General features: G+C 72.0%; 18 protein-coding genes. 12 read left to right on the top strand and 6 right to left on the bottom strand.

Features of this window, described 5'->3' with window-relative positions; translation table 11 throughout:
- The first annotated feature begins 89 nt into the window (after window positions 1-89).
- Complete coding sequence (locus ACW4TU_RS07300; RefSeq protein ID WP_457425800.1) at window positions 90-2,921, top strand: DEAD/DEAH box helicase; 2,832 nt, start codon at window positions 90-92, stop codon at window positions 2,919-2,921.
- Between the two features lie 44 nt (window positions 2,922-2,965).
- Window positions 2,966-5,095, top strand: a complete 2,130-nt coding sequence (locus ACW4TU_RS07295) for an SWIM zinc finger family protein (RefSeq protein ID WP_457425798.1) — start codon at window positions 2,966-2,968, stop codon at window positions 5,093-5,095.
- A 66-nt stretch (window positions 5,096-5,161) separates the two neighbouring features.
- On the opposite strand, the gene ACW4TU_RS07290 is transcribed toward ACW4TU_RS07295, so the two are convergent.
- Window positions 5,162-5,890 (bottom strand): polyamine aminopropyltransferase, encoded by a 729-nt coding sequence (locus ACW4TU_RS07290; protein ID WP_457425796.1) that lies wholly within the window; start codon window positions 5,888-5,890, stop codon window positions 5,162-5,164.
- A gap of 141 nt (window positions 5,891-6,031) precedes the next feature.
- The gene (locus tag ACW4TU_RS07285) at window positions 6,032-7,717 is read right to left on the bottom strand and encodes a ribonuclease J (protein WP_457425794.1); all 1,686 of its coding nucleotides are present in this window, start codon (window positions 7,715-7,717) and stop codon (window positions 6,032-6,034) included.
- A 154-nt stretch (window positions 7,718-7,871) separates the two neighbouring features.
- On the opposite strand from ACW4TU_RS07285, the gene pcaDC reads away from it, so the two are divergent.
- The 3 genes from pcaDC to ACW4TU_RS07270 all read left to right on the top strand — a co-directional run bounded on the left by pcaDC (window position 7,872) and on the right by ACW4TU_RS07270 (window position 10,721).
- Complete coding sequence (gene pcaDC, locus ACW4TU_RS07280; RefSeq protein ID WP_457425792.1) at window positions 7,872-9,167, top strand: bifunctional 3-oxoadipate enol-lactonase/4-carboxymuconolactone decarboxylase PcaDC; 1,296 nt, start codon at window positions 7,872-7,874, stop codon at window positions 9,165-9,167.
- A gap of 85 nt (window positions 9,168-9,252) precedes the next feature.
- Window positions 9,253-9,885 carry an MBL fold metallo-hydrolase gene (locus tag ACW4TU_RS07275; protein WP_457425790.1) on the top strand — a complete coding sequence of 211 codons (633 nt, stop codon included), beginning with the start codon at window positions 9,253-9,255 and terminating at the stop codon, window positions 9,883-9,885.
- Between the two features lie 56 nt (window positions 9,886-9,941).
- The gene (locus ACW4TU_RS07270; RefSeq protein ID WP_457425788.1) at window positions 9,942-10,721 is read left to right on the top strand and encodes an exodeoxyribonuclease III; all 780 of its coding nucleotides are present in this window, start codon (window positions 9,942-9,944) and stop codon (window positions 10,719-10,721) included.
- Between the two features lie 144 nt (window positions 10,722-10,865).
- On the opposite strand, the gene ACW4TU_RS07265 is transcribed toward ACW4TU_RS07270, so the two are convergent.
- Entirely contained in the window at window positions 10,866-12,665 is a 1,800-nt protein-coding gene (locus ACW4TU_RS07265) for an SGNH/GDSL hydrolase family protein (protein WP_457425786.1), read from the bottom strand.
- 176 nt (window positions 12,666-12,841) lie between these two features.
- Here ACW4TU_RS07265 and ACW4TU_RS07260 point away from each other — a divergent pair, with 176 nt between their 5' ends.
- Entirely contained in the window at window positions 12,842-13,282 is a 441-nt protein-coding gene (locus tag ACW4TU_RS07260; RefSeq protein ID WP_457425784.1) for a DUF6278 family protein, read from the top strand.
- Window positions 13,283-13,406: 124 nt separating this feature from the next.
- Window positions 13,407-14,150: an amino acid ABC transporter ATP-binding protein gene (locus ACW4TU_RS07255; protein WP_457425782.1), complete on the top strand. Its 744-nt coding sequence runs from the start codon at window positions 13,407-13,409 to the stop codon at window positions 14,148-14,150.
- A 465-nt stretch (window positions 14,151-14,615) separates the two neighbouring features.
- Here the strand turns inward: ACW4TU_RS07255 and ACW4TU_RS07250 are convergent, their stop codons facing one another.
- On the bottom strand, window positions 14,616-15,377 hold the full coding sequence (locus ACW4TU_RS07250; RefSeq protein ID WP_457425780.1) for a hypothetical protein: 762 nt from the start codon (window positions 15,375-15,377) through the stop codon (window positions 14,616-14,618).
- Window positions 15,378-15,480: 103 nt separating this feature from the next.
- Between ACW4TU_RS07250 and ggt the strand changes: the two genes are divergently transcribed.
- On the top strand, window positions 15,481-17,289 hold the full coding sequence (gene ggt / locus ACW4TU_RS07245) for a gamma-glutamyltransferase (protein ID WP_457425778.1): 1,809 nt from the start codon (window positions 15,481-15,483) through the stop codon (window positions 17,287-17,289).
- A 1-nt stretch (window position 17,290) separates the two neighbouring features.
- Here the strand turns inward: ggt and ACW4TU_RS07240 are convergent, their stop codons facing one another.
- Entirely contained in the window at window positions 17,291-17,857 is a 567-nt protein-coding gene (locus tag ACW4TU_RS07240) for a GNAT family N-acetyltransferase (RefSeq protein WP_457425776.1), read from the bottom strand.
- A gap of 11 nt (window positions 17,858-17,868) precedes the next feature.
- Window positions 17,869-18,660 carry a type I methionyl aminopeptidase gene (gene map / locus ACW4TU_RS07235; RefSeq protein ID WP_457425774.1) on the bottom strand — a complete coding sequence of 264 codons (792 nt, stop codon included), beginning with the start codon at window positions 18,658-18,660 and terminating at the stop codon, window positions 17,869-17,871.
- A gap of 32 nt (window positions 18,661-18,692) precedes the next feature.
- Between map and ACW4TU_RS07230 the strand changes: the two genes are divergently transcribed.
- The 4 genes from ACW4TU_RS07230 to ACW4TU_RS07215 all read left to right on the top strand — a co-directional run bounded on the left by ACW4TU_RS07230 (window position 18,693) and on the right by ACW4TU_RS07215 (window position 23,171).
- A complete protein-coding gene (locus ACW4TU_RS07230; RefSeq protein WP_457425772.1) occupies window positions 18,693-18,953 on the top strand; it encodes a helix-turn-helix domain-containing protein in 261 nt (86 codons plus the stop codon).
- Between the two features lie 162 nt (window positions 18,954-19,115).
- On the top strand, window positions 19,116-20,876 hold the full coding sequence (locus ACW4TU_RS07225) for a hypothetical protein (RefSeq protein ID WP_457425770.1): 1,761 nt from the start codon (window positions 19,116-19,118) through the stop codon (window positions 20,874-20,876).
- A 172-nt stretch (window positions 20,877-21,048) separates the two neighbouring features.
- Complete coding sequence (locus ACW4TU_RS07220; RefSeq protein ID WP_457425768.1) at window positions 21,049-21,891, top strand: nitrilase-related carbon-nitrogen hydrolase; 843 nt, start codon at window positions 21,049-21,051, stop codon at window positions 21,889-21,891.
- Window positions 21,888-23,171, top strand: a complete 1,284-nt coding sequence (locus tag ACW4TU_RS07215) for an aspartate aminotransferase family protein (RefSeq protein ID WP_457425766.1) — start codon at window positions 21,888-21,890, stop codon at window positions 23,169-23,171. Before ACW4TU_RS07220 ends, ACW4TU_RS07215 begins: the two co-directional genes overlap by 4 nt.
- Window positions 23,172-23,186: the final 15 nt, after the last annotated feature.

Here is a 23,186-nt window from a genome sequence, read left to right as displayed (position 1 = left end):
GTTTCCGGGACCGATTGTCAGACCCCGCCCGTACAGTCGAAGACGTCCGACTCGACGGACACGACACGAGGGCGGGAGGTGACGTACGCATGAGCGACGAGACGTCGGCGACAGCGGTGGCGGACGTGTCCGTGCGCCTCGCGGCCGTCTTCCTCCCGGCCCCCCTCCCGCGCGAGGGCCGCATCGCCTTCTGGGACCCGGAGGGGGACACGGGCCTGCCGGATCGGGGCGACGGTCATACGGAACTGACGGTCGTACGGCGACACGGCGCCGGTGTCCGCCGCCGCACCACCCCCGCGCTGACGCTGCCCGTCGACGCGGCGCTGCCGCTGCTCGTGCGGGCCCGCCGCGACCCCGCCGCCCACCCCGCCACGGCCTGCTGGGGCGCCGCCGCGCTGCACGCCCTGCGGCTCACGGCCCGCGGCAGGCTGCTGCCCGGGCTCACCCCCACCGGCCACGACGCCTGGCGCGCGGGCCCACTGGACCCCGACGACATCGCCCACCTCAGGGCCATCGCCGCCGCCCTGCCGTACGAGGGCCACGCGGTGCCCCTGCCCGGCTCCGGCCCCCTGCTGCTGCCCGAGCCGGAGGCACTGCTGCGCGCCTTCCTGGACGCCGTCGCGGACACCCTGCCGCGCACCCCGGCGGCTCCCTACGCGGCGGGGATGCCCTTCGCCGCGCGCCCGGCCCAGCGGCTGCCGGACGCCCACGACTGGGCGGCGGAGGTCGCCGCGGGCATGGACGCGGGCGTGCGGATCTCGCTCCGCCTCGACCTGTCGGCGTACGACCTGTTCGACGACCCCGACCGGGTGCGCACCGCGGGCGCGGCGATCGTCCAGGTGCACAGCCTGGCCGATCCCACCCTGGTGACCGACGCGGCGACCCTGTGGGCGGGCACCGCGGACGCGGCCTTCGGAGCACGCGCCCGCGTGGACGCCGCCCTGGCGGTGCGCCGCGCGGCCCGTGTCTGGCCCCCGCTCGACCGCCTCACCGAGCAGGACGCGCCCGACGCCCTGGCACTCTCCGAAGAGGAGCTGTACGACCTGCTCGGGGTGGTCGCGACCCGGCTCGCCGCCGCCGGCGTCGCCGTGCACTGGCCCCGGGACCTCGCCCAGGACCTGACCGCACAGGCGGTCGTACGTCCGGCACCCGGCTCGGCGAAGGACGGCACCGGCTTCTTCGAGAGCGAGGAACTCCTCCAGTTCCGCTGGCAGTTGGCGCTCGGCGGAGATCCGCTCACCGAGGCCGAGATGGACGTGCTGGCGGAGGCCCACCGGCCCGTCGTACGCCTCAAGGACCAGTGGGTGCTCGTCGACCCGGCGCTCGTCCGCAAGGCACGCAAGCGTGAACTGGGCCTCCTCGACCCGGTCGACGCGCTCTCCGCGGCACTCACCGGCCGCGTGGAGGTCGACGGCGAGAGCGTCGAGGCGGTCCCGGTCGGTGCGCTGGCGGCCCTGCGCGACCGGCTGACGGCGGGCATCACCCCCGTCGAACCGCCCCCGGGTCTGCAGGCCCGCCTGCGCGACTACCAGCTCCGGGGCCTGGCCTGGCTGGACCTCATGACCTCCCTCGGCCTCGGCGGCTGCCTCGCCGACGACATGGGACTCGGCAAGACGATCACCGTCATCGCCCTGCATCTGCGCCGGGCCCGCGGCGAGCCGACGCTGGTGGTCTGCCCGGCCTCCCTGCTGGGCAACTGGCAGCGCGAGATCAACAAGTTCGCGCCCGGCGTCCCCGTCCGCCGCTACCACGGCCCCGACCGCACCCTGGAGGACATGACGGGCGGCTTCGTCCTCACGACGTACGGCACCATGCGGTCGACTGCGCCCCGGCTGGCCGAGCAGCCGTGGGGGATGGTCGTCGCGGACGAGGCACAACACGTCAAGAACCCGTACTCGGCGACGGCGAAGGCACTGCGCACGATCCCGACCCCCGCGCGCGTGGCGCTCACCGGCACCCCGGTGGAGAACAACCTCTCCGAACTCTGGGCCCTGCTCGACTGGACGACGCCCGGTCTCCTGGGCCCCCTGAAGTCCTTCCGCGCCCGGCACGCGCGCGCGGTGGAGACCGGTGAGGACCAGGAGGCGGTGGCCCGGCTCGCCCGCCTGGTCCGCCCGTTCCTCCTGCGCCGCAAGAAGTCCGACCCGGGCATCGTCCCGGAACTGCCGCCCAAGACGGAGACGGACCACCCGGTCCCCCTGACCCGAGAACAGGCCGCCCTGTACGAGGCGGTCGTACGCGAGTCCCTGCTCGCCATCGAGACGGCGGACGGCATCGCCCGCCGGGGCCTGGTGCTGAAGCTGCTGACCTCCCTCAAACAGATCTGCGACCACCCCGCCCTGTACCTGAAGGAGGAGGCCGCGGGCCCCGCCGCGGGCGATCGGCTGGCCGCCCGTTCCGGCAAACTCGCCCTGCTGGACGAGCTGTTGGACACCCTGCTCGCCGAGGACGGCTCGGCACTGGTCTTCACTCAGTACGTGGGGATGGCCCGGCTGATCACGTCCCACCTCGAGGCCCGCGCGGTCCCGGTCGAACTGCTCCACGGCGGCACCCCGGTCGCCGAAAGAGAACGCATGGTGGACCGCTTCCAGAGCGGCGCGACCCCGATCCTGATCCTCTCCCTGAAGGCCGCCGGCACCGGCCTGAACCTCACGCGCGCGGGCCATGTCATCCACTTCGACCGCTGGTGGAACCCCGCGGTCGAGGAACAGGCCACGGACCGCGCCTACCGCATCGGCCAGACCCAGCCCGTCCAGGTGCACCGCCTGATCACCGAGGGCACGGTCGAGGACCGCATCGCCGAGATGCTGGAGTCCAAGCGGGCCCTGGCCGACGCGATCCTGACCTCGGGCGAGTCGTCCTTCACGGAACTGACGGACCGGGCGCTGTCCGACCTGGTCTCCCTGCGGGGGGCGGTGTGATGCCGTCGGAGAAGCACCGGGAGCAAGTGGAAGGACACGGCACGGTGGGGGAGCAGCCGTCGTCGGACGGACACCCCCTGTCGGGCGAGGCCGAGCGGGACCGGCCCGCCGACGCCGCGCGCAGGGCGTTGCGGGCGGCGCGGGAGCGCGCGGCTCAGGAAACGACCGGGACCCATGACGCGGTCGAGGCCGGAGCGCGTGAAACCCGGCCGGGAGACGTGGTTCGGGCCGCTCTGCGCGGCGCGGCAACGCAGGCCGGGGGCCGGGCCGCTCAGGCAGAGACGGCGGACGTGACCGGCCCGGAGGCTCGCGAGGTTCCGACGGCACGCGCCGACACCGAGGACCGCACGGGCGGGCGTCCCGGGGATGCCGCCCGAGAGGCCCTGCGCGCCGCGCGTGGGGAGGCACGGCGGGGCCGTCCGGCCGCGGAGACGCCGGCAGCCGAGACCACCCGGCGGCCCGTCCGGCCCGTGCCTGGGCGCGACCCACGCGATCGAAGCCCCGGGGACGGGAGGCGTGACGTACGGGAACTGCTCGCCGGTTCCTTCGAGTCGCCCACCGACGATCACCCGGCGGCTCCGGTGAGGGACCCGGAGACCGGGGACGACGGGCCGGGCACCGATCCGTCGCCGCCGGTGACCGTCGGGGACGTCCTGCGTGCCGTTGCCGCGCCGGCCGCGCGGGGCGGCACCGTGGGTGTCGAGGCTCCGGAGGCGTCACGGGGCGGTTCGCGGGACACCCGGAACACCCCGAATGCCTGGGACGCCCGGGGCCCCCTGGACACCTCGATCACCCGGGACACCCTCGGCACCCGGGACAGCGCCGGGTTCCGGCAGGCGGCGCCCTCCGTCGAGGCTCCCCGCAACACCTCACGCCTTGTCTCCCCGTCCTCGTCCATGGCCGCCCCCGGCCGTGACGGTGAGCTGCGCCGTACCTTCCCCGCCCTGCCGGCTCCGGCGAACCGGGAGGCGTCGTCCCAGCAGGTCGGCTTCGCGGAGAGCTGGTGGGGGAACGCCTGGGTGGCCGCTCTGGAGGAGGGAGCGCTGGATGCCGCCCGGCTGGTGCGGGGGCGCGGGTACGCGGCAAAGGGGCACGTCGACGCCATCACCGTGACACCGGGGCTCGTGCTCGCCTATGTGCAGGGCTCCCGGCCGCGCCCGTACCGTGTCCAGGTGCGGCTGCGCACCCTCGGCGACCAGGAGTGGGAGCGGTTCCTGGACGCCGCCGTGGAGCGGCCCGGGCACATCGCCGCGCTGCTCGACAAGGAGATGCCCCAGTCCCTCGCCGACTGCGGGGCGCCCCTGCTGCCCGGCCCCGGCGACCTCGACCCCCTGTGCAGCTGCCCCGACTCCGGACACCCCTGCAAGCACGCCGCCGCCCTCTGCTACCAGACCGCCCGCCTCCTCGACGCCGATCCCTTCGTCCTGCTCCTCCTGCGGGGCCGGGGCGAGCGGGAGGTACTCGACGAGTTGTCCCGGCGCAACGCAGCCCGCGCCGCCCGTGCCGCTCAGGAGCAGCAGCCGGGATCCTTCCCCGGGGTCCGGGCCTCCGACGCGCTCGCCCCGCGCACCCGCCCGCCGCTCCCGGCCCCGCTGCGTCCCCGCCCGCACCCCGAGCCGCCTCCGGCCTACCCGGCGTCCCCGGGCGGCCCGGACCCCTTCGCGCTGGACCAGCTGGCTACGGACGCCGCAGCCCGCGCCCACACGCTCCTCTCCAGCGGCCACGACCCGGTAGGTGAGCTGACCCTGTGGCAGGACGCCGTGCGTCTCGCCGCCGCCCGTCCCGGCTCCGGCCTCACGGCCGGCACGCGCGCCCTCTACTCCTCGCTCGCCAGAGCCGCCGGCCGTACCACGGCGGATCTGGCGCGTGCGGTGGCCGCCTGGCGGCAGGGCGGGCTCGACGGACTCGCGGTCCTCGAAGAGGCCTGGGACCCGCCGGCGGGACGGTTCGACCGCGCCCGCCCGCTTCTCCTCGCCGCGGATCTCCCCGCCTTCAGACCCCGGCGCAACCACCTCACCCACCCCCGCGGCCACATACAGCTGCGCCTGGGCCGCGACGGCCTCTGGTACGCGTACGAGTCCGAACCGGGCGACGACGACTGGTGGCCCCGCGGCACTCCCGACCTGGACCCGGTCGGCGCCCTCACCGGCCTGGGCAACCCGACGGAGCCCTGACCCGGGGCGGTCCGGTCGTCCGGCGTCAGGCCTCCGGTGAAGGGGATGTCGGGCCGAACCGTCTGCCTACGACGGGCCCGGTTCCGTGCCGGCCACGTAGACGGTGTTGGTCGAGGTGCCGCCTTGCAGGAAATTGTCGAAGTCGACGACATGGGCCGCCGACCGAGGGAAGACCTCCGCGAGCGCGGCGGTGAACTGTTCGTCCGGCGGGTCGTTCGACCACAGGGCGAAGACCCCGCCCGGGTGGAGGTGTTCGGTGAGAGCGCGGAGCCCGGCAGGCAGGTAGAGGGCCGCGTGGCGCGGATGGAGAACATGGCGCGGCGAATGGTCGACATCCAGCAGGATGGCGTGGAAGCGGCGGCCCGGCTCCCTCGGGTCCAGACCGCCCGGGTCGGCCGCCATCGCGAAGAAGTCGCCCTGAACCAGGCGGCAGCGGGCGTCCGAAGTCAGCCGGGTACCGAGCGGGACGAGGCCCCGCTGATGCCAGTCGATGACTTCGGCGAGCGTGTCGATCACGGCCAGCGAGCGCACCCGGGGGTCGTCCAGCACAGCCTGGGCGGTGTAACCGAGTCCGAGACCGCCGACGGCGACGTCCAGTTCGGTGCCGGGCAGTTCCGCCAGCCCGAGTTCCGCGAGCGCGATCTCGCCGGCTGTGAAGAGGCTGGACATCAGGAACTCGTCGCCGAGCTTCACCTCGTACACATCGGCGCCCGACACCGGGTCGCGCCGACGCCGCAGGCTGATGTCGCCCATCGCTGTCGGGCGCCAGTCGATCTCCTCGAAACGCGCGCTCATACGGTTACCTTTCTGACGCACCGTCGGTAGCCGAAGCCGGTGCCTGGAACGCCGCTCCACGAGCGGGTGTGGACGCAGCCGGGAAACCACCCTCCCCCTTGCCCTGCTGGTGGGGCAGGGCAAGGGGGAGGGGGTCGTCGGTCAGGCGTCGATGATGACGGGGATGATGAGGGGCCTGCGGCGGTGGGTACGGAAGGCCCAGTTCGCCACGGCACGGGCGATGAGCTGTTCCAGCTGGCGTGCGTCGCCGACGCCTTCCTGAGCCGCGGTCGCCAGAGTCTTCTCGATGACCGGGATGACCGGTTCGAAGGTGGCGTCGTCGTGGACGAAACCCCGGGCCAGGAAATCGGGAGTCTCGGCAAGGGCGCCCGTGTCGGCGTCGACGATCGCCACCACGGTGACCACGCCTTCCTCCGCGAGGGTGACCCGGTCCTTCAGGGACGCCTCGGTGGCGCCGCCGACCTCCATGCCGTCCACGTAGACGTAGCCCGCGGGCACCTTGCCGGTGATCGACGCCCGCCCGTCCACGAGGTCGACGACGACGCCGTCCTCGGCGATGACCACCCGATCGGGATCGACCCCCGTACGGATGGCCAGGTCGGCGTTGGCCCGCAGGTGGCGCCATTCGCCGTGCACGGGCATGACGTTGCGGGGCTTGACGATGTTGTAGCAGTACACGAGCTCACCGGCGCTGGCGTGTCCGGAGACGTGCACCTTGGCGTTGCCCTTGTGGACGACATGCGCGCCCCACCGGGTCAGCCCGTTGATCACCCGGTAGATGGCGTTCTCGTTGCCGGGGATCAGGGAGCTGGCGAGCAGGACGGTGTCGCCCTTGCCGATGCGGATCACATGGTCGCGGTTGGCCATCCGGGACAGAGCCGCCATCGGCTCGCCCTGGGACCCGGTGCACACCAGGGCGATCTTGTGGTCCGCCAGCTTCTCCAGTTCCTTGGTGCTCACGACCAGGCCGCTGGGAACCTTCAGATAACCGAGGTCGCGGGCGATGCCCATGTTGCGGACCATGGACCGGCCCACGAAGGCGACCTTGCGGCCGTTCTGGTGCGCGGCGTCCAGGACCTGCTGGATGCGGTGCACATGGCTGGCGAAACTGGAGACGATCACCCGGCGCGGGGCGGTACGCATCACCTGCTCGATCGCCGGGTTCAGCTCACGCTCGGAGGTCGTGAAGCCAGGGACCTCGGCGTTGGTGGAGTCGGTGAGGAAGAGATCGACGCCCTCCTCGCCGAGGCGGGCGAAGGCGCGCAGGTCGGTGATGCGGTCGTCCAGCGGGAACTGGTCCATCTTGAAGTCGCCGGTGTGCAGCACCATCCCGGCCCCGGTGCGGATGGCGACCGCGAGGCTGTCCGGGATGGAGTGGTTGACCGCCACGAACTCGCAGTTGAAGGGGCCGAAACCACGCCGGTCGCCCTCACGTACCCGCACCGCGCGCGGCCGGATGCCGTGCTCTTTGAGCTTGGCCTCCAGGAACGCCAGCGTCAGCTTCGAGCCCACGACAGGGATGTCGGAGCGCTCTCGCAGGAGGTACGGCACGGCGCCGATGTGGTCCTCGTGGCCGTGGGTGAGCACCACGGCCACGATGTCGTTCAAACGGTCACGGATCGAGGTGAAGTCCGGCAGGATCACGTCCACGCCGGGTTGGTTCTCTTCGGGGAACAGCACGCCGCAGTCGACGATGAGCAGCTTGCCGGCATGCTCGAAGACGGTCATGTTGCGGCCGATCTCACCAAGGCCGCCCAGGGCGACGACCCTCAGCCCTCCTTCAGGCAGGGGAGGGGCGGCTTTCAGTTCGGGATGCGGATGACTCATATTCCGACGTTACCGGAGAGCCCGCACGCGCTGATCCACTGGCTGCCCGACGAGCCGGGTTCAAACGTCGTCCGAGAGGTCTTTCACCCGATCCGGCCCACATCCTCACAGCCCCCGTCATGGCGGCAGCCGTGGGTGTGGGAGCGTAAGTCGAGTGAGCGACGCACAGACCAACACCCTTCAATACCGATTTGACGGGCCGGAAGACGCACCTGTCCTGATCCTGGGTCCCTCACTGGGCACGACATGGCACATGTGGGACCGGCAGGTGCCGGAGCTGGTGAAGCAGTGGCGGGTCTTCCGGTTCGATCTGCCCGGGCACGGCGGTGCCCCCGCGCATCCCGCCGGGTCGGTCGCCGACCTGGCCACGCGTCTGCTCGTCACCCTCGACACGGTCGGCGTGCAGCGCTTCGGCTACGCGGGCTGCGCGCTGGGCGGCGCGATCGGCGCCGAACTGGCGCTGCGTCACCCGGAGCGACTGGCCTCGCTCGCGCTGATCGCCGCCTCGCCGCGCTTCGGAACGGCCGACGAGTTCCGCCAGCGCGGGGTGATCGTCCGGACGAACGGGCTCGGCCCCATCGCCCGCACCTCCCCCGAGCGCTGGTTCACCAGCGGCTTCGCCGCCGCGCAGCCCGCGATCACCGAGTGGGCCGTACAGATGGTCCGCACCACCGACCCCGGCTGCTACATCGCGGCCTGCGAATCACTCGCCTCCTTCGACGTACGGGGCGAACTGGCCCGCGTCGGTGTGCCGACCCTCGTCCTCGTCGGCTCCGACGACCAGGTCACCGGCCCCGCCGAGGCCCGCACCCTGGTCGCGGGTATCCCGGACGCCCGCCTCGCCGTCGTACCCGGCGCCTCCCACCTGGTGCCGGTCGAGCAGCCCGCGGCCGTCACCGACCTCCTCGTACGCCACTTCTCGACGGCCTGGCAGCCCGCGTACGACAACGGCAGCGGCCAGACGGCCATCTCGGCGGCCCCGGTCAAGGCGGTGCTGACCGCACCCCAGCTGATCGCCCCCATCGCGGAGATCGCGCCGCCCGCCCCGCAGCCCGAGGCGCAGGGCCGCCCGGACCAGTACGACGCCGGGTTGAAGGTCCGGCGTGAGGTGCTCGGTGACGCGCATGTCGACCGGGCGCTGGCACAGGCGGACGAGTTCTCCGGGGACTTCCAGGACTTCGTCACCCGATACGCGTGGGGCGAGATCTGGAACCGGCCCGGCCTCGACCGGCGCTCCCGCAGCTGTGTCACCCTCACCGCCCTCGTCGCGGGCGGCCACCTCGACGAACTCGCCTTCCACACCCGCGCCGCCCTCCGCAACGGCCTCACCCCGGTCGAGATCAGGGAAGTGCTGCTCCAGGCCGCCGTCTACTGCGGGCTGCCTGCCGCGAACAGCGCGTTCAAGGTGGCCCAGCAGGTCATCCGCGAGGAGACGACCCCCGAGGGATGACGCCCGAGGGGCGATCCCCGAGCCGGGTGGTGAAAGCACCGGCCCCAGCCGCTCACAGCCGGGGCCCGCGCGGCAGGATGGACCCATGAAGCTCACGAAGAAGTCCCACGCCTGTGTCCGCCTGGAGAAGAACGGGCAGACGCTCGTCCTCGACCCCGGGGGATTCAGCGAGGAGGACGCCGCGGCCGGTGCCGACGCGATCCTGGTCACGCACGAGCACGGGGACCATTTCGACGAGGGACGCCTGCGCGCCGCCCTGGACGCCAACCCGGCCGCCGAGATCTGGACCCTCGCCGCGGTCGCGGAGCAGCTCTTCGCCGCCTTCCCGGGCCGCGTCCACACCGTCGGCCACGGCGACACGTTCACCGCCGCGGGCTTCGACGTGCAGGTCCACGGTGAGCTGCACGCCGTGATCCACCCGGACATCCCGCGCATCACGAACGTCGGCTACCTCGTCGACGGCGCAGTCTTCCACCCCGGCGACGCCCTCACCGTCCCCGACCACCCGGTCGACACGCTGCTGCTCCCGGTCATGGCCCCGTGGAGCAAGCTCTCCGAGGTCGTCGACTACGTCCGTGAGGTCAAGCCGCGGCGCGCGTACGACATCCACGACGCCCTTCTCACGGACCTCGCCCTCCCGATCTACGGCCGACTGGTCGGCGGCCTCGGCGGCGCCGAGCACGCGCGGCTGACGCCGGGGACGTCGGCGGAGGTCTGAGGAGGTCCGAGGAGGTCTGAAGGGCGTTGTCAGACCCGGCGGGTAGGTTGTGGGGCATGCGTATCGCGACCTGGAACGTGAACTCGATCACCGCCCGCCTGCCGAGGCTGCTGGCCTGGCTGGAGAGCACCGGCACGGATGTGCTGTGCCTCCAGGAGGCCAAGGTGGCCGCCGAACAGTTCCCGTCCGACCAGCTGCGCGAGCTGGGATACGAGGCGGCGGTCCACGCGACGGGCAGGTGGAACGGCGTCGCGGTGATCTCCCGCGTGGGCCTGGAGGACGTGGTGCGGGGTCTGCCCGGCGACCCCGGCTACGAGGGCATCGAGGAGCCCCGGGCCGTCTCCGCGACCTGCGGCCCGGTCCGCGTCTGGTCGGTGTACGTGCCGAACGGCCGCGAGGTCGCCCACCCCCACTACGCCTACAAGCTCGGCTGGTTCGAGGCACTGAAGGCGGCGGTCGCGGCCGACGCGGCGGGCAGCCGCCCGTTCGCCGTCCTGGGCGACTACAACGTGGCCCCGACGGACGACGACGTCTACGACCTGGCCGCCTTCGAGGGCCTCACCCACGTCACCCCGCCCGAGCGCGCCGCCCTGGCAGCCCTGCGCGAGACGGGCCTGACGGACGTGGTCCCCCGCCCCCTGAAGTACGACCACCCGTACACGTACTGGGACTACCGCCAGCTCTGCTTCCCCAAGAACCGGGGCATGCGCATCGACCTGGTCTACGGCAACGAGCCGTTCGCCCAGGCGGTGAAGGACGCGTACGTGGACCGCGAGGAGCGGAAGGGCAAGGGGGCGTCGGATCACGCCCCGGTGGTGGTGGACCTGGAGGTGTAGGGCACCTGTTCTCCGGGTCTGGGGGACCTTTTCAGCGCTGGACGTGCACCTCCAGCCCGTCCGGCGTTTGAGGACGAGCGCGTTCAGCGCGAACGGGGGTCTGGGGGCAGCGCCCCCAGGGACGACCACCCGACCCACGGTGCCCTACGGACCCAGCGCCCCCAACGGCACCGCCCCCGCCAGCGCAGCCAACCCCGCATCACCGGGATGCAGATGGTCTCCACTGTCATACGTGGGACGCAACCGCGTCGGCTGTGCTGGATCCCGCAACACCGCGTCGAAGTCCACGGCACCGTCGAAACCACCGTCGGACACCGCCTGCTCGCGGATCCACGTGTTGACGACAACCCGCTGACCGTCGACGACAGAAGTGCACCGCGCTTCACCCCCGCACGGCCCGATCGTCGCGACCAGCACCCGCATCCCCCGCGCACGCACCCGTTCCGCCAGCTCCTCCAGACCGGCGATGACATCCTCGGCCGACGCACCCGTCCGCAGGTCGTTCACGCCCTGGAAGACGATGGCCGTACGCGCCGACGTCTGGGCCAGGACGTCCCGGTCCAGACGGTGCAGGGCGCTCACGCCGCCGGAGTCGGTGGACAGGCCGTCGCCCGGGTAGCGGTCGGTGAGGACGCGGTTCGCGGCGATGCCCTGGTTGAGGACGCCGTAGTGGGGGACCGCGCTCTGGGCCAGCAGCCGGTCGGCGAGCACATCGGGCCAGCGCCGGTTCGCGTCCAGGGCCGATCGCTCGCCGTCGGTGATCGAGTCGCCGAGCACCACGACCGACCCGGGCCCGTCACCGACGTCCACCCCGGTCAGCAGCGGCCAGGTGGTCAGCGTCGAGGTGTACGACGTCGGGGAGCCGTCCGCCGTGTGGTCGCCCGGCTCGCTGACGTACGAGCGCTGCTGCGTGAGCCGGTGCAGCGGCGCGGCAGTCACCGTGCCCGGCAGATGGAAGCTCACCAGCAGACTGGCGTCCGCGGGCACCGCGAAGTCCAGTGGATCACTGAACGCCTGTGCCCCGGCCGGGAGTTCGGCCCCGCGCGCGCCCCGGAAGGTCAGCGGCACCGGAGTGTCGCTGGCGGTGGCGCCCGACGCCTGGACGGCCACCGTCGCGCTGCCGATCACTACCGGTGCCGACGCGAAGGTGTTGTCGAAGCGGACCCGTACCCGTGGCCCGCCGGCGGACGTGTGCACCACCAGCCGCAGCGAACGGTCGGTCCACGGGCCGACGGTCGCGTACGTCGAGGTCGGCGCCGCCCAACTGCCCGTCCAGCCGGCCGTGTCGGGGCGTACCGAGAGGGCGAACACATGCAGGTCGGCCGCGTACGGCAGCTGGACGAAGTCGACCTGGTGCCCTCGCGCGATCGGCACGGTGACGACGTACAGCCGCGCCTTCTCGGCGAGTTGACCGGCGGGCGTGTTCACATGCGGCAGCGCGACCGTCTTGGCGCCGAGCGGGCCGGTGCGCCAGTCGGGGGCGGTCAGGCGGTACGCGGACCGCGTGCCGTCCGTGTACGAGACGGTGCCCGCGCCGCTCACGTCGGCGCCGCCGGTGCCGGCGACGAGGAACGCGAGGGAGTCACCCTCCCCGCGGACGCGGACGGGCTGGCCGGCGGCGCGGACGTTGTCCGGTTGGCCCGGTTCCCGGCACGGCCAGGTCAGCCGGGCGCCCTGGACGGTGAGGGCGCGGCCCTTGGTCCAGCCGGCGGCCGTCAGGTCCTGGGACGACACCGAGGCGCCCGAGCCGTCGAAGTCGGCGGCGCCGGGCAGGGCGTCGTCGCTGACGGCGGTGTTGTCGAAGTACCGGGTGAGGGGGAGGGGTTCGGTGGCGTGGGCCGTGGACGGCAGGGGTGTCAGCGTCGCGCACAGGGTGAGGACGACGCCCGGTCCCCAGAGACCCCGGATTCCCGGTCCCCGTCTGCCTCGGCCACCTCGGCGCATGTCCGTCCCCTCGGTCCGCTGGGCCCGCCGCTCACCGCAGTGTGAAGCTAAGGAGCCGCCAGGGGCCAGTCAATGCGGCAGGGACGCCGGACGGGAGCGGACGGGGAAGTTGGCCGGAACCGGCGGGCCCGCGCGCCCTGTGGTGCGGTCGGCGGTGTGAATGACACGCTGGACGTATGAACATCCCTTTCCTGGGCAGCTGGCGCAAGAGACATGGACTCGCCCGCGGTGTGGCGGTGTATTCCGAGGGGGAGCACGACCCCGAGGGGGTCGCCGGGCTTCTCTCCGAGTGCGAGCTGCTCCGCTCCCAGGCGTACCGGGAGGGCGTCGAACTCGACGACTCCGCCGCCTCGTTGGAGGCGCTGGACCAGCTGGTGCCGGGCTGGCGGGACGACGAGGACTCGCTGAACTGGCTCGGCAACGACGCGGGCCTCTATCTCGGCACGGTCATCGTGCGGACCGTCCCCGGGGCCGCCTGGGACTTCTGGCCGAACGGCCATCCCGTCGTACGGCTGTCGTCGGGCCGTGAGTTCGACGTCGTCGCTTCCGGACACGAGTGGGCGTCCAGTGGTGTTCCCGAACTGTCGCAGCTGTACGCGGAGGTCGCGGAGACGTAGGCGCAGGGCGCGCATCTGGCGTAAATACGGCTAATGCCCGAAAAGTGCGTGTCGCGCTTTAACTCCACTCCTGTCTGGATAGTTTGCGGCAACCACGACACAGCTGAAGTGAGTAGGGCTGGGCATGGCTGTCGATCCGTTGATCGAGCTGCATGAAGTCAACAAACACTTCGGTGAGCTGCATGTCCTCCAGGACATCAACCTCACCGTGGGCAGGGGGGAGGTGGTCGTTGTCATCGGCCCGTCCGGGTCGGGCAAGTCCACTCTGTGCAGGGCGATCAACCGGCTGGAGCCGATCGGGTCCGGGACGATTCTGCTCGACGGTCAACTGCTGCCCGACGAGGGCAGGTCTCTCGCGCGGCTCCGTGCCGAGGTCGGGATGGTCTTCCAGTCGTTCAACCTCTTCGCCCACAAGACCGTCCTCCAGAACGTCTCGCTGGGCCAGGTCAAGGTGCGCGGGCGCAGGAAGGACGAGGCAGACAGGCGCTCCCGTGAACTCCTCGACCGGGTGGGCCTCGCCTCGCAGGCGCCGAAGTACCCGGCCCAGCTCTCCGGCGGCCAGCAGCAGCGTGTCGCCATCGCCCGCGCCCTGGCCATGGACCCCAAGGTCATGCTCTTCGACGAGCCGACGTCCGCGCTCGACCCGGAGATGATCAACGAGGTTCTGGAGGTCATGCAGCAACTGGCCCGCGAGGGTATGACGATGGTCGTCGTCACCCACGAGATGGGCTTCGCCCGCTCGGCCGCCAACCGGGTCGTCTTCATGGCCGACGGCCGCATCGTCGAGGACCGCAGCCCCGAGGAGTTCTTCACCGACCCGCGCAGCGACCGAGCCAAGGACTTCCTCTCCAAGATCCTGCGGCACTGACGCCAACACCGCTGGGTGTCAAGGGAGTTGAGGCTGTCGTCAACCTGCTGACGGACAACCTCCCGACAGCGGCCAGGGCCGGAAAGTCGGCCGGGCCGAACCTCGACTACGATTTGCCGTTCATCCCCATCGGGATGTGGACCGAGGCCGAGGCCGTCGCACCGGCCGAATCAGGGACGCTGCTGCCAGGCAGGCAGCGGTAGAAGGGCATGCGCTCGCCCGGCGGCAGCCGGAGATCACTGCTCGCGCAGGGGTACGGACACCTATGAGGGGACGTACTCCGGCGGGCGGAAGGTCAGCTGCGCGCCGGTCGGGTTGTGCTCGACGCAGACGGGTCGACCTGGCCGGCCGGCCTGCCGAGGCCGAGCGGGCCCACGTCGCAGAGGTACGCGACGCGGGTGCCGCTCTCCTTGTTTCCGGTGACCGGACCGTCGTGTGCGACGTGACCCCTCCCCGTGCGCGCCGCTAGGAGGCGCGGTGGGAGTTGGGTGGAGCGACGGCCGCGACCGGCATCGGGGTCTGCGCGGCCCGGGTGATGTCCGTGACGACCTCGACGACATCGGGTCCGTACGCCTGCGAGTTGACGACCTTCAGGAGCAGGGCGAAGGAGTTGTCGCCGTGTTTGCGGGCCAGCCGTTCGTGGTTGCGGGCGAGATAGCGGGTCGCCGCCTGGTTGGTGATCGCGCGCTGGCCGCAGAAGAGGAAGACCGGCCGGGCCTCGCCGCGCTGGCCGGCGGTGAGCCGCGCCAGGATCACGTACTCGCTCCTGCCCCCCTCCAGCCGGTAGCGCTCCGTACCGATCTGGAAGGCGCCGCGGTCCGGGCCGGGTTCGGAGTCGACGTTGACGCGGACGCCGGGGAGCAGGGAGTGCAGATGCGCCAGCATGCGGCGGTTGGAGGCAGGGCCGCCCACGCAGAACTCGGTCCGCTCGCCGAACCCCTGCTGTGCGGCGTCGTGGGCGACGACCTGGGCGTGGGCGTTGCAGTCCTTGATCAGGGCGGCGAGTTCCAGCAGCGCGAACACGTCGTGGCGCATCACCGTCAACTCGGGGCCACCGGCCTCGCGGTTCACCACGAGCAGCGACTCGGAGTTGTCCGGCAGCCCGAAGAAGGCCTGTTTACGGCGGAGTTTGCGCTTCCACAGATAGGTGCGGGCCAGCCAGCCGAGGGCTGCGCTGATACCGGCCGCGACCACACCGAGGACGATATTGCGCACATCGTCAGTCATGGGCGCGCATGGTAGCGGTCAACCGCAACGGTGTTCGAGAGGCCCTTACGGGACCGCGGGGATGCGGTTACGCTGCGCGGACGGTTGTTGACTGGAGGTATTGATGCGTCGCCCTGTCGCGCGGAGTCTGGCGGTCCTGGCGGTTTCAGCAGTGGTGGTCTCGGTGGGGGCGGCTGCGCCACCCTCCGGGGCCACGTCGGCGGATACGGCTCCGCGGAAGGTCCCGGTCGCCGTCGGGTACGGCGGTGCCGTGGCGAGCGTGGACGCGGACGCCTCGGCCGTCGGGATCGAGATCCTGCGCAAGGGCGGCAACGCGGTGGACGCCGCCGTCGCCACGGCCGCGGCGCTGGGGGTCACGGAGCCCTACTCCAACGGCATCGGCGGAGGCGGCTACTTCGTCTACTACGACGCCAAGTCCCGTACGGTACGGACGATCGACGGCCGCGAGACGGCACCCCTGACGGCCGACTCGGGCCTGTTCCTGGAGAACGGGCAGCCGATCGCCTTCGCCGACGCCGTCACCAGCGGGCTCGGCGTCGGTACGCCGGGCACGCCCGCGACCTGGCAGGCGGCGCTGGACAGTTGGGGCACCAAGGGGCTCGGGACGCTGCTGAAGCCGGCGGAGCGGCTCGCGCGCGACGGCTTCACGGTGGACGACACGTTCCGCGCGCAGACCGCGTTGAACGAGACGCGGTTCAGGAACTTCCCGGACACGGCGAAACTGTTCCTGCCCGGCGGTGCGCTGCCGGTGGTCGGGTCGACCTTCAGGAACCCCGATCTGGCGCGTACGTACGCGGAGTTGGCCCGCAAGGGCGTCGGCGCCCTCTACCGGGGGAAGCTCGCGAAGGAGATCGTCGACACGGTCAACAAGCCGCCGGTGGACCCGGCTTCGGGTTACAACGCGCGTCCCGGCGAGCTGTCGCTCAAGGACCTGGCGGCGTACCGGGCGAAGCGGCAGGCGCCCACGAAGACGTCGTACCGCGGCCTGGGCGTCTACTCGATGGCACCCTCCTCGTCCGGCGGTACGACAGTCGGCGAGGCGCTCAACATCCTTGAGAAGACGGACCTTTCGAAGGTGAGCGACGTCCAGTTCCTGCACCGCTACATCGAGGCGAGCCGCATCGCCTTCGCGGACCGGGGGCGCTGGGTGGGCGACCCGGCCTTCGAGGACGTACCGACGAAGGAGCTGCTGTCGCAGTCGTACGCCGACTCGCGGGAGTGCCTCATCAAGGACGACGCGGTGCTGACGAGCCCGGTCGCGCCCGGCGACCCGCGCCACCCGGCGGCCTGCACGAGCACCGGCATCGCGGCGCCGACGACGTACGAGGGCGAGAACACCACGCATCTGACGGTGGCCGACAAGTGGGGCAACGTCGTGTCCTACACGCTGACGATCGAGCAGACCGGCGGCAGCGGCATCACGGTCCCGGGCCGCGGCTTCATCCTGAACAACGAGCTGACGGACTTCTCCTTCGCACCCGCCAGCCCGGCCGTCCACGACCCGAACCTGCCCGGTCCGGGCAAACGACCGCGCTCCTCGATGTCCCCGACGATCGTCCTGGACGCCCACGGCAAGCCGGTGGTGGCTCTTGGTTCGCCCGGTGGCGCGACCATCATCACGACCGTCCTGCAGACCCTGACGGGCTTCCTCGACCGGGGGCTCCCGCTGGTCGACGCGATCGCCGCGCCGCGCGCGAGCCAGCGCAACCAGACGACCACCGAGCTCGAACCGGCGCTGTGGAACAGCGAGTTGCGGACCAAGCTGGAGGCGATCGGTCATGGCTTCCGGCTGAACGCGGAGATCGGCGCGGCGACCGGCGTCCAGCGCCTGCCGAACGGCGAGTGGCTGGCGGCGGCGGAGACCGTACGACGGGGTGGCGGGTCGGCGATGGTGGTGCGGCCGGCGTCCTGACTCACCCGGGGGCGGGCGGCGGCACGGTGTCCGAGACCGGCCGCCCGTCCGCGGCGTAGCGGCTGACGGCCGCCGCGGGCCAGGTGTACTCGATCTCCGCCAGGGTGAAGCCCGCGGCCATCCGCAGGGGGCGCTCGGCGGTGCGCAGGCCGCCCGCGCGCTCGTAGAACGAGATCGCGCGGGCGTTGCCGCGCAGTACTTCCAGGCAGACGTCCCGGCCGGGGTACCGTCGGGCCGCCCAGGCGAAGCCGTGGTGCAGCAGCGTGCGGCCGACACCGGTGCCGACGTGTCCCGGCCGGGCGTGCAGGTTGTCCACCTGGACCCGGCCGTCCGCCGCCGTGTCCAGGTGGATGAAGCCACGCAGCTCGCCGTCCTGCTCGGCCAGCAGCAGACACCGGTCGTCGGACAGTGCCGCCGTGCGGGCCCGCCACTTCGCGCGGTGCTCCGCAGCCAGCGGGCCATCCAGATACGCGGCGGGCATGAGCGCCGTGTACGCGCTGCGCCAACTGGCCGTGTGCAGGGCCGCGATGCTCTCCGCGTCGGCGGAGGTGCCGTTCCTGATGCGCATGGAGCCGTAGGTTACGCCCGGCTCGTGTGCGCCTCCTGACGTGCCGTGAGGACCCGCGGCCCCGACTCCGTGATCGCCACCGTGTGTTCCGCGTGGGCCGCGCGGGAGCCGTCGTTCGTACGGAGGGTCCAGCCGTCCGGGGCCTCGTGGTAGCCGTCCTTGCCGCTGCCGATCAGCATCGGCTCGATCGCCAGGACCAGGCCGTGGCGCAGCGGCATGCCGCGGCCGGGGCGGCCCTCGTTGGGGACCGGGGGGTCCTCGTGCATACGGCGGCCGATGCCGTGGCCGCCGAAGCCCTCCGGGATGCCGTAGCCCGCGCTGCGGCACACCTCGCCGATCGCGTGCGCGATGTCGCCGACGCGGTTGCCGACGACCGCCGCCGCGATGCCCGCCGCGAGGGCCCGCTCGGCGGTCTCGACGAGCCGTACGTCGGCCGGGCGCGGCTCGCCCACGATGAAGCTGATCGCCGAGTCGCCCGCCCAGCCGCCCAGTTCGGCGCCGAAGTCGGCGGAGACGAGGTCGCCGTCGCGCAGCCGGTAGTCGTCCGGGATGCCGTGCACGATCGCGTCGTTCACCGAGAGGCAGAGCACCGCCGGGAACGGGGTGGGCGCGAAGGAGGGACGGTAGCCGAGGAAGGGGGAGGTGGCCCCGGCCGCGCGGAGCACCTCGTGCGCCACCTCGTCCAGCTCCCGTAGGGAAACGCCCAGGTCGGCGGCTTCCCGGACGGCCGTGAGGCCTCGGCCGACCACCTGGCCGGTTTCATACATGGCATCGATCGCTGTGTCCGTCTTGAGTTCCACCATGCCAATTACTATACCGGTATTAGAATGGTGGCATGGTACGCACTCCTCTCACCCCCGAAGAGCGTCAACGCGGCGAGCGGCTCGGCCGGTTGCTGCGAGTGGCGCGTGGTGGCCGCAGCATGGCGGAGATCGCGGCCGACGCCGGTATCTCCGCCGAGACCCTCCGTAAAATCGAGACCGGCCGTGCGCCGACGCCGGCCTTCTTCACGGTCGCGGCCTTGGCGCGGGTCCTCGGACTGTCCATGGACGAACTCGTCGGGCGGTGCGAGTCATCGGCCCCGGCCGCGGCGTGAGCCCCAGGGGGCGGTTTTGGCCAATGTGTCAGTGGTCCACGTCACGTTCCGCTGGGCGCGCGGTACTCTGCGTCCGGTCCGAAAACCCTTCGTAGCCCGTCCGTAACACGGTTGGTGTTTTCTACGGGGCGGAGAACTCCGGTCGGGCATGGGGTGGACGTCATGGCGGTGGAACAGCTCCCGGGGCAGGTGCGGGAGTTCGCGCGGTATCTGAACGGCCTGTTGGCCCGCCTCGATCAGGGCGCGGGCTGGTGCGGCGTGTTCTGGCAGCGCGATCCCGACGGTATGCGTGCCTGCCTGGAAGGGCACGAAGTGCCGCCCTGGGACGTCGTGGAGGCGCTGCTCCAGGATCTCGCCGCCGGCTACGGACCGGGCACCGTCGCTCCGGAGGCCGAGCAGGCGCGTGCCCTGCACCAGGCCTCCCTCGCCGCGTTCGACGCCCGCACCGGCGCCCGCGACACCCTCGGGGACCGGCTCGACGTGATGCTCCGGGAACAGAAGTACGCCGCCGAACGACTCGCCGAGCTCGGGCGGTCGCTCGGCTCCGCCGCCACCCACGAGGAGGCCGAGGGTCTCCGCCTCGACCTCGCCTGGGCCCACGACGACCATGAACGCGCCTCCGCGCGCTGCGTCGAACTCCGTTATCGCCTCGACCAGTTGGCCCGCCGGACGATGAGCCGGGCGCCCTTCCGGCTCCCCGACCGCGACGACGAGGCGGATGTCTTCGCCGGCCGTGCCCACAACGCCCCGCACCCCGCCGACGCGCACGACGGCGACCCCCTGACCCTGCCCAGGCAACGCACCGACTCCGACGGGCAGCGCCCGGGCGACGACAGGGCCGCCTGGTACGACGACGAGCGCGGCTCCCGCCGGCAGCGCCCGGACGACGGTCCGACCGCCGGACACGAGAACGGGCCAGGCTCCCGGCAGCAGGCCCCGGAGGGTTCCGGCCCCGCCCGCCAGGGAGACGACCGCGGCCCCGGCAGGCCGCGTCCCGACGACGACCTGCGCCCCTGGCGCGACCACGTCCGCCGCTCCGGCCAGGCGGACGACCATGACCATCCCCGTCCGGCCGACACCCCGGATCCCTCCGCCGGGAGCGCGGCGCCTCGACTCCCCGCCGACTGGTACGAGTCCGCCGTCCCCGAGCCGGGCCCCGCGGACCCGCCCCCCGCCCCCAAGCAGCGATCCAAGCGCCGTGCCCGTGGCAGTGCCCGGTTCGCCGGGATGATGGACGACGCGGACACCGGCGCCCCGCCCGTCGTCGACCCCACCCCCGTACCGGCCATGCCCGCGCCCGCCGCCCCGAGCCGCCGCAACCCGCGTGGGGCCCGGTTCGCCGGAGCCGCCGCTGCCGCCAAGCCCGTGGTGCCCGTGCGGGAGGCGCTGGACGACGACTCCCGGCACGACACCATCGACGCCGTCCGCACCCTCGTACGACTGCGCGGCGAGGGACGCAGCGGTGAGGCGCACGCGCTGCTCGTCGAGGCCTCCCACTGGCCCGCCGCCCGTTTTCCGCTGCTCGCCGCCGAGCTGAACCGCGCGGGGCTCGGCGCGGACTGGGCCACCCTGCTCTGGGAGGCCGCCTCCCTGCCGGCGGACCGGCTGGTCGCCGCCGCCGACGCGCTCGTCGCGGCGGGGCGGGGACTCGACGGCCAGCAGATCCTGCGGCAGGGCATCGTGCGTCCGGCCCAGGAGGTCGGCGAGGCCGTGCTCCGGCTCACCGAGGAGGGCAGACACCGTGAGGTGCGTGCGCTGCTCGACGCGTACGTCCGGGTCCGCACCCCCGAGGAGGCCGCCCGCAGTGTCGCCGCCGACCCCCAGCGCCTCGTACCACTGCTCCTGGAGGCGGCGCGGGGTGCCTCCGAGGACCGGTACTGGGATCTGGTGCACGCCCTCCGGGTCGCCGGCCACAGTGCCTGACCCGGCTGACCCGGCTGCCCGCGACTCGCCCACTGGGGTGTGAAACGTGATCGACTCCGCGGGTTAACGACGATGGTCTTGGCAAGGCTCCTCCGGAGGCTTACTTTCAGCCCCTACGACCTCTGTCTACGGGCGTAGAGGCTCTCTGACGTCCAGCCGGAAGGAACAGGTCATGGCCAACGTCGTACGTGCCGCTCTGGTTCAGGCCACCTGGACCGGTGACACCGAGTCCATGGTCGCCAAACACGTGGAGCACGCCCGTGAGGCCGCCCGGCAGGGCGCCAAGGTCATCGGATTCCAGGAAGTCTTCAACGCGCCCTACTTCTGCCAGGTCCAGGAGCCCGAGCACTACCGCTGGGCCGAGCCCGTGCCCGACGGGCCGACGGTGGTTCGTATGCAGGAGCTGGCACGCGAGACCGGCATGGTCATCGTCGTACCCGTGTTCGAGGTCGAGCAGTCCGGGTTCTACTACAACACCGCGGCCGTGATCGACGCCGACGGGACCTACCTCGGCAAGTACCGAAAGCACCATATTCCGCAGGTCAAGGGCTTCTGGGAGAAGTACTACTTCAAACCCGGAAACCTCGGCTGGCCCGTCTTCGAGACGGCCGTGGGCAGGATCGGCGTCTACATCTGCTACGACCGGCACTTCCCGGAGGGCTGGCGTCAGCTCGGTCTGAACGGCGCGCAGCTCGTCTACAACCCGTCCGCGACCCACCGGGGCCTCTCCTCCCACCTGTGGCAGCTGGAGCAGCCCGCCGCGGCCGTCGCCAACGAGTACTTCGTCGCCGCCATCAACCGGGTCGGGCAGGAGGAGTACGGGGACAACGACTTCTACGGGACCTCGTACTTCGTGAACCCGCGCGGCCAGTTCGTCGGCGACGTCGCGAGCGACAAGGACGAGGAACTCGTCGTGCGGGATCTCGACTTCGATCTCATCGAGGAAGTCCGGCAGCAATGGGCCTTCTACCGGGACCGGCGGCCGGACGCGTACGAAGGGCTGGTGCAGCCGTGAGCGATCTGTACGGGCGTCACAAGGCGGTTCTGCCGGACTGGCTCGCCCTCTACTACGAGGACCCGCTCGAGATCACCCACGGCGAGGGCCGGTACGTGTGGGACGCGGCCGGGAAGCGGTACCTCGACTTCTTCGGCGGCATCCTCACCACGATGACCGCGCACGCGCTGCCCGAGATCACCAAGGCGGTGAGCGAACAGGCCGGGCGGATCATCCACTCGTCCACGCTCTACCTCAACCGGCCGATGGTCGAACTCGCCGAGCGCGTCGCCCAGTTGTCCGGCATCCCGGACGCGCGCGTCTTCTTCACCACCTCCGGGACGGAGGCCAACGACACGGCTCTCCTCCTCGCCACCTCCTACCGGCGCAGCAACCAGATCCTGGCCATGCGCAACAGCTACCACGGCCGCTCCTTCAGCACGGTCGGCATCACCGGCAACAAGGGCTGGTCCCCGACCTCCCTGTCCCCGCTCCAGACCCTGTACGTCCACGGCGGCGTCCGCACCCGTGGCCCGTACGCCGAGCTGAGCGACGACGAGTTCATCGCCGCCTGCGTCGCCGACCTGGAGGACCTGCTCGGGCACGTCCGGCCGCCGGCGGCCCTGATCGCGGAGCCCATCCAGGGCGTCGGCGGCTTCACCTCGCCGCCCGACGGGCTGTACGCGGCCTTCCGCCGAGTGCTCCAGGAACGCGGCGTCCTCTGGATCGCCGACGAGGTACAGACCGGCTGGGGCCGCACCGGTGAGCACTTCTGGGGCTGGCAGGCACACGCGGAGAACGGTCCGCCGGACATCATCACCTTCGCCAAGGGCATCGGCAACGGCATGTCCATCGGCGGGGTCGTGGCCCGCGCCGAGATCATGAACTGCCTCGACTCCAACTCCATCTCCACCTTCGGCGGCACCCAGATCACCATGGCGGCCGGCCTCGCCAACCTCACGTACCTCCTGGAACACGACCTCCAGGGCAACGCCCGGCGCGTCGGCGGACTCCTCATCGAACGGCTCCGGGCCGTCGCCGCGCAGCTTCCGGGCGTACGGGAGGTCCGTGGGCGCGGGTTGATGATCGGCGTCGAGCTGGTGAAGCCGGGCACCGACACGGCCGATCCGGAGACCGCCGCCGCAGTGCTCGAAGCGGCCCGGGAGGAGGGGCTGCTCCTTGGCAAGGGCGGCGGCCACAACACCAGCGCGCTGCGCATCGCACCGCCGCTGTCCCTCACCGTCGCGGAGGCCGAGGAGGGCGCCGCGATCCTCGAACGTGCTCTGAGGAGTACCCAGTAGCAGAACCTGAGTAAG

The organism is Streptomyces kryoterrae (assembly GCF_054072135.1).
This window is presented reverse-complemented; position numbering and strand designations above follow the sequence as displayed.

What these genes read in the sequence shown, in the direction of transcription:
- ACW4TU_RS07300 (WP_457425800.1), top strand. Translation starts at nt 90, where the DNA reads ATGAGCGACGAGACGTCGGCGACAGCGGTGGCGGACGTGTCCGTGCGC.
- ACW4TU_RS07290 (WP_457425796.1), bottom strand. Translation starts at nt 5,890, where the DNA reads ATGAGCGCGCGTTTCGAGGAGATCGACTGGCGCCCGACAGCGATGGGC.
- ACW4TU_RS07285 (WP_457425794.1), bottom strand. Translation starts at nt 7,717, where the DNA reads ATGAGTCATCCGCATCCCGAACTGAAAGCCGCCCCTCCCCTGCCTGAA.
- ACW4TU_RS07275 (WP_457425790.1), top strand. Translation starts at nt 9,253, where the DNA reads ATGAAGCTCACGAAGAAGTCCCACGCCTGTGTCCGCCTGGAGAAGAAC.
- ACW4TU_RS07270 (WP_457425788.1), top strand. Translation starts at nt 9,942, where the DNA reads ATGCGTATCGCGACCTGGAACGTGAACTCGATCACCGCCCGCCTGCCG.
- ACW4TU_RS07265 (WP_457425786.1), bottom strand. Translation starts at nt 12,665, where the DNA reads ATGCGCCGAGGTGGCCGAGGCAGACGGGGACCGGGAATCCGGGGTCTC.
- ACW4TU_RS07260 (WP_457425784.1), top strand. Translation starts at nt 12,842, where the DNA reads ATGAACATCCCTTTCCTGGGCAGCTGGCGCAAGAGACATGGACTCGCC.
- ACW4TU_RS07255 (WP_457425782.1), top strand. Translation starts at nt 13,407, where the DNA reads ATGGCTGTCGATCCGTTGATCGAGCTGCATGAAGTCAACAAACACTTC.
- ACW4TU_RS07250 (WP_457425780.1), bottom strand. Translation starts at nt 15,377, where the DNA reads ATGACTGACGATGTGCGCAATATCGTCCTCGGTGTGGTCGCGGCCGGT.
- ggt (WP_457425778.1), top strand. Translation starts at nt 15,481, where the DNA reads ATGCGTCGCCCTGTCGCGCGGAGTCTGGCGGTCCTGGCGGTTTCAGCA.
- ACW4TU_RS07240 (WP_457425776.1), bottom strand. Translation starts at nt 17,857, where the DNA reads ATGCGCATCAGGAACGGCACCTCCGCCGACGCGGAGAGCATCGCGGCC.
- map (WP_457425774.1), bottom strand. Translation starts at nt 18,660, where the DNA reads ATGGTGGAACTCAAGACGGACACAGCGATCGATGCCATGTATGAAACC.
- ACW4TU_RS07230 (WP_457425772.1), top strand. Translation starts at nt 18,693, where the DNA reads ATGGTACGCACTCCTCTCACCCCCGAAGAGCGTCAACGCGGCGAGCGG.
- ACW4TU_RS07225 (WP_457425770.1), top strand. Translation starts at nt 19,116, where the DNA reads ATGGCGGTGGAACAGCTCCCGGGGCAGGTGCGGGAGTTCGCGCGGTAT.
- ACW4TU_RS07220 (WP_457425768.1), top strand. Translation starts at nt 21,049, where the DNA reads ATGGCCAACGTCGTACGTGCCGCTCTGGTTCAGGCCACCTGGACCGGT.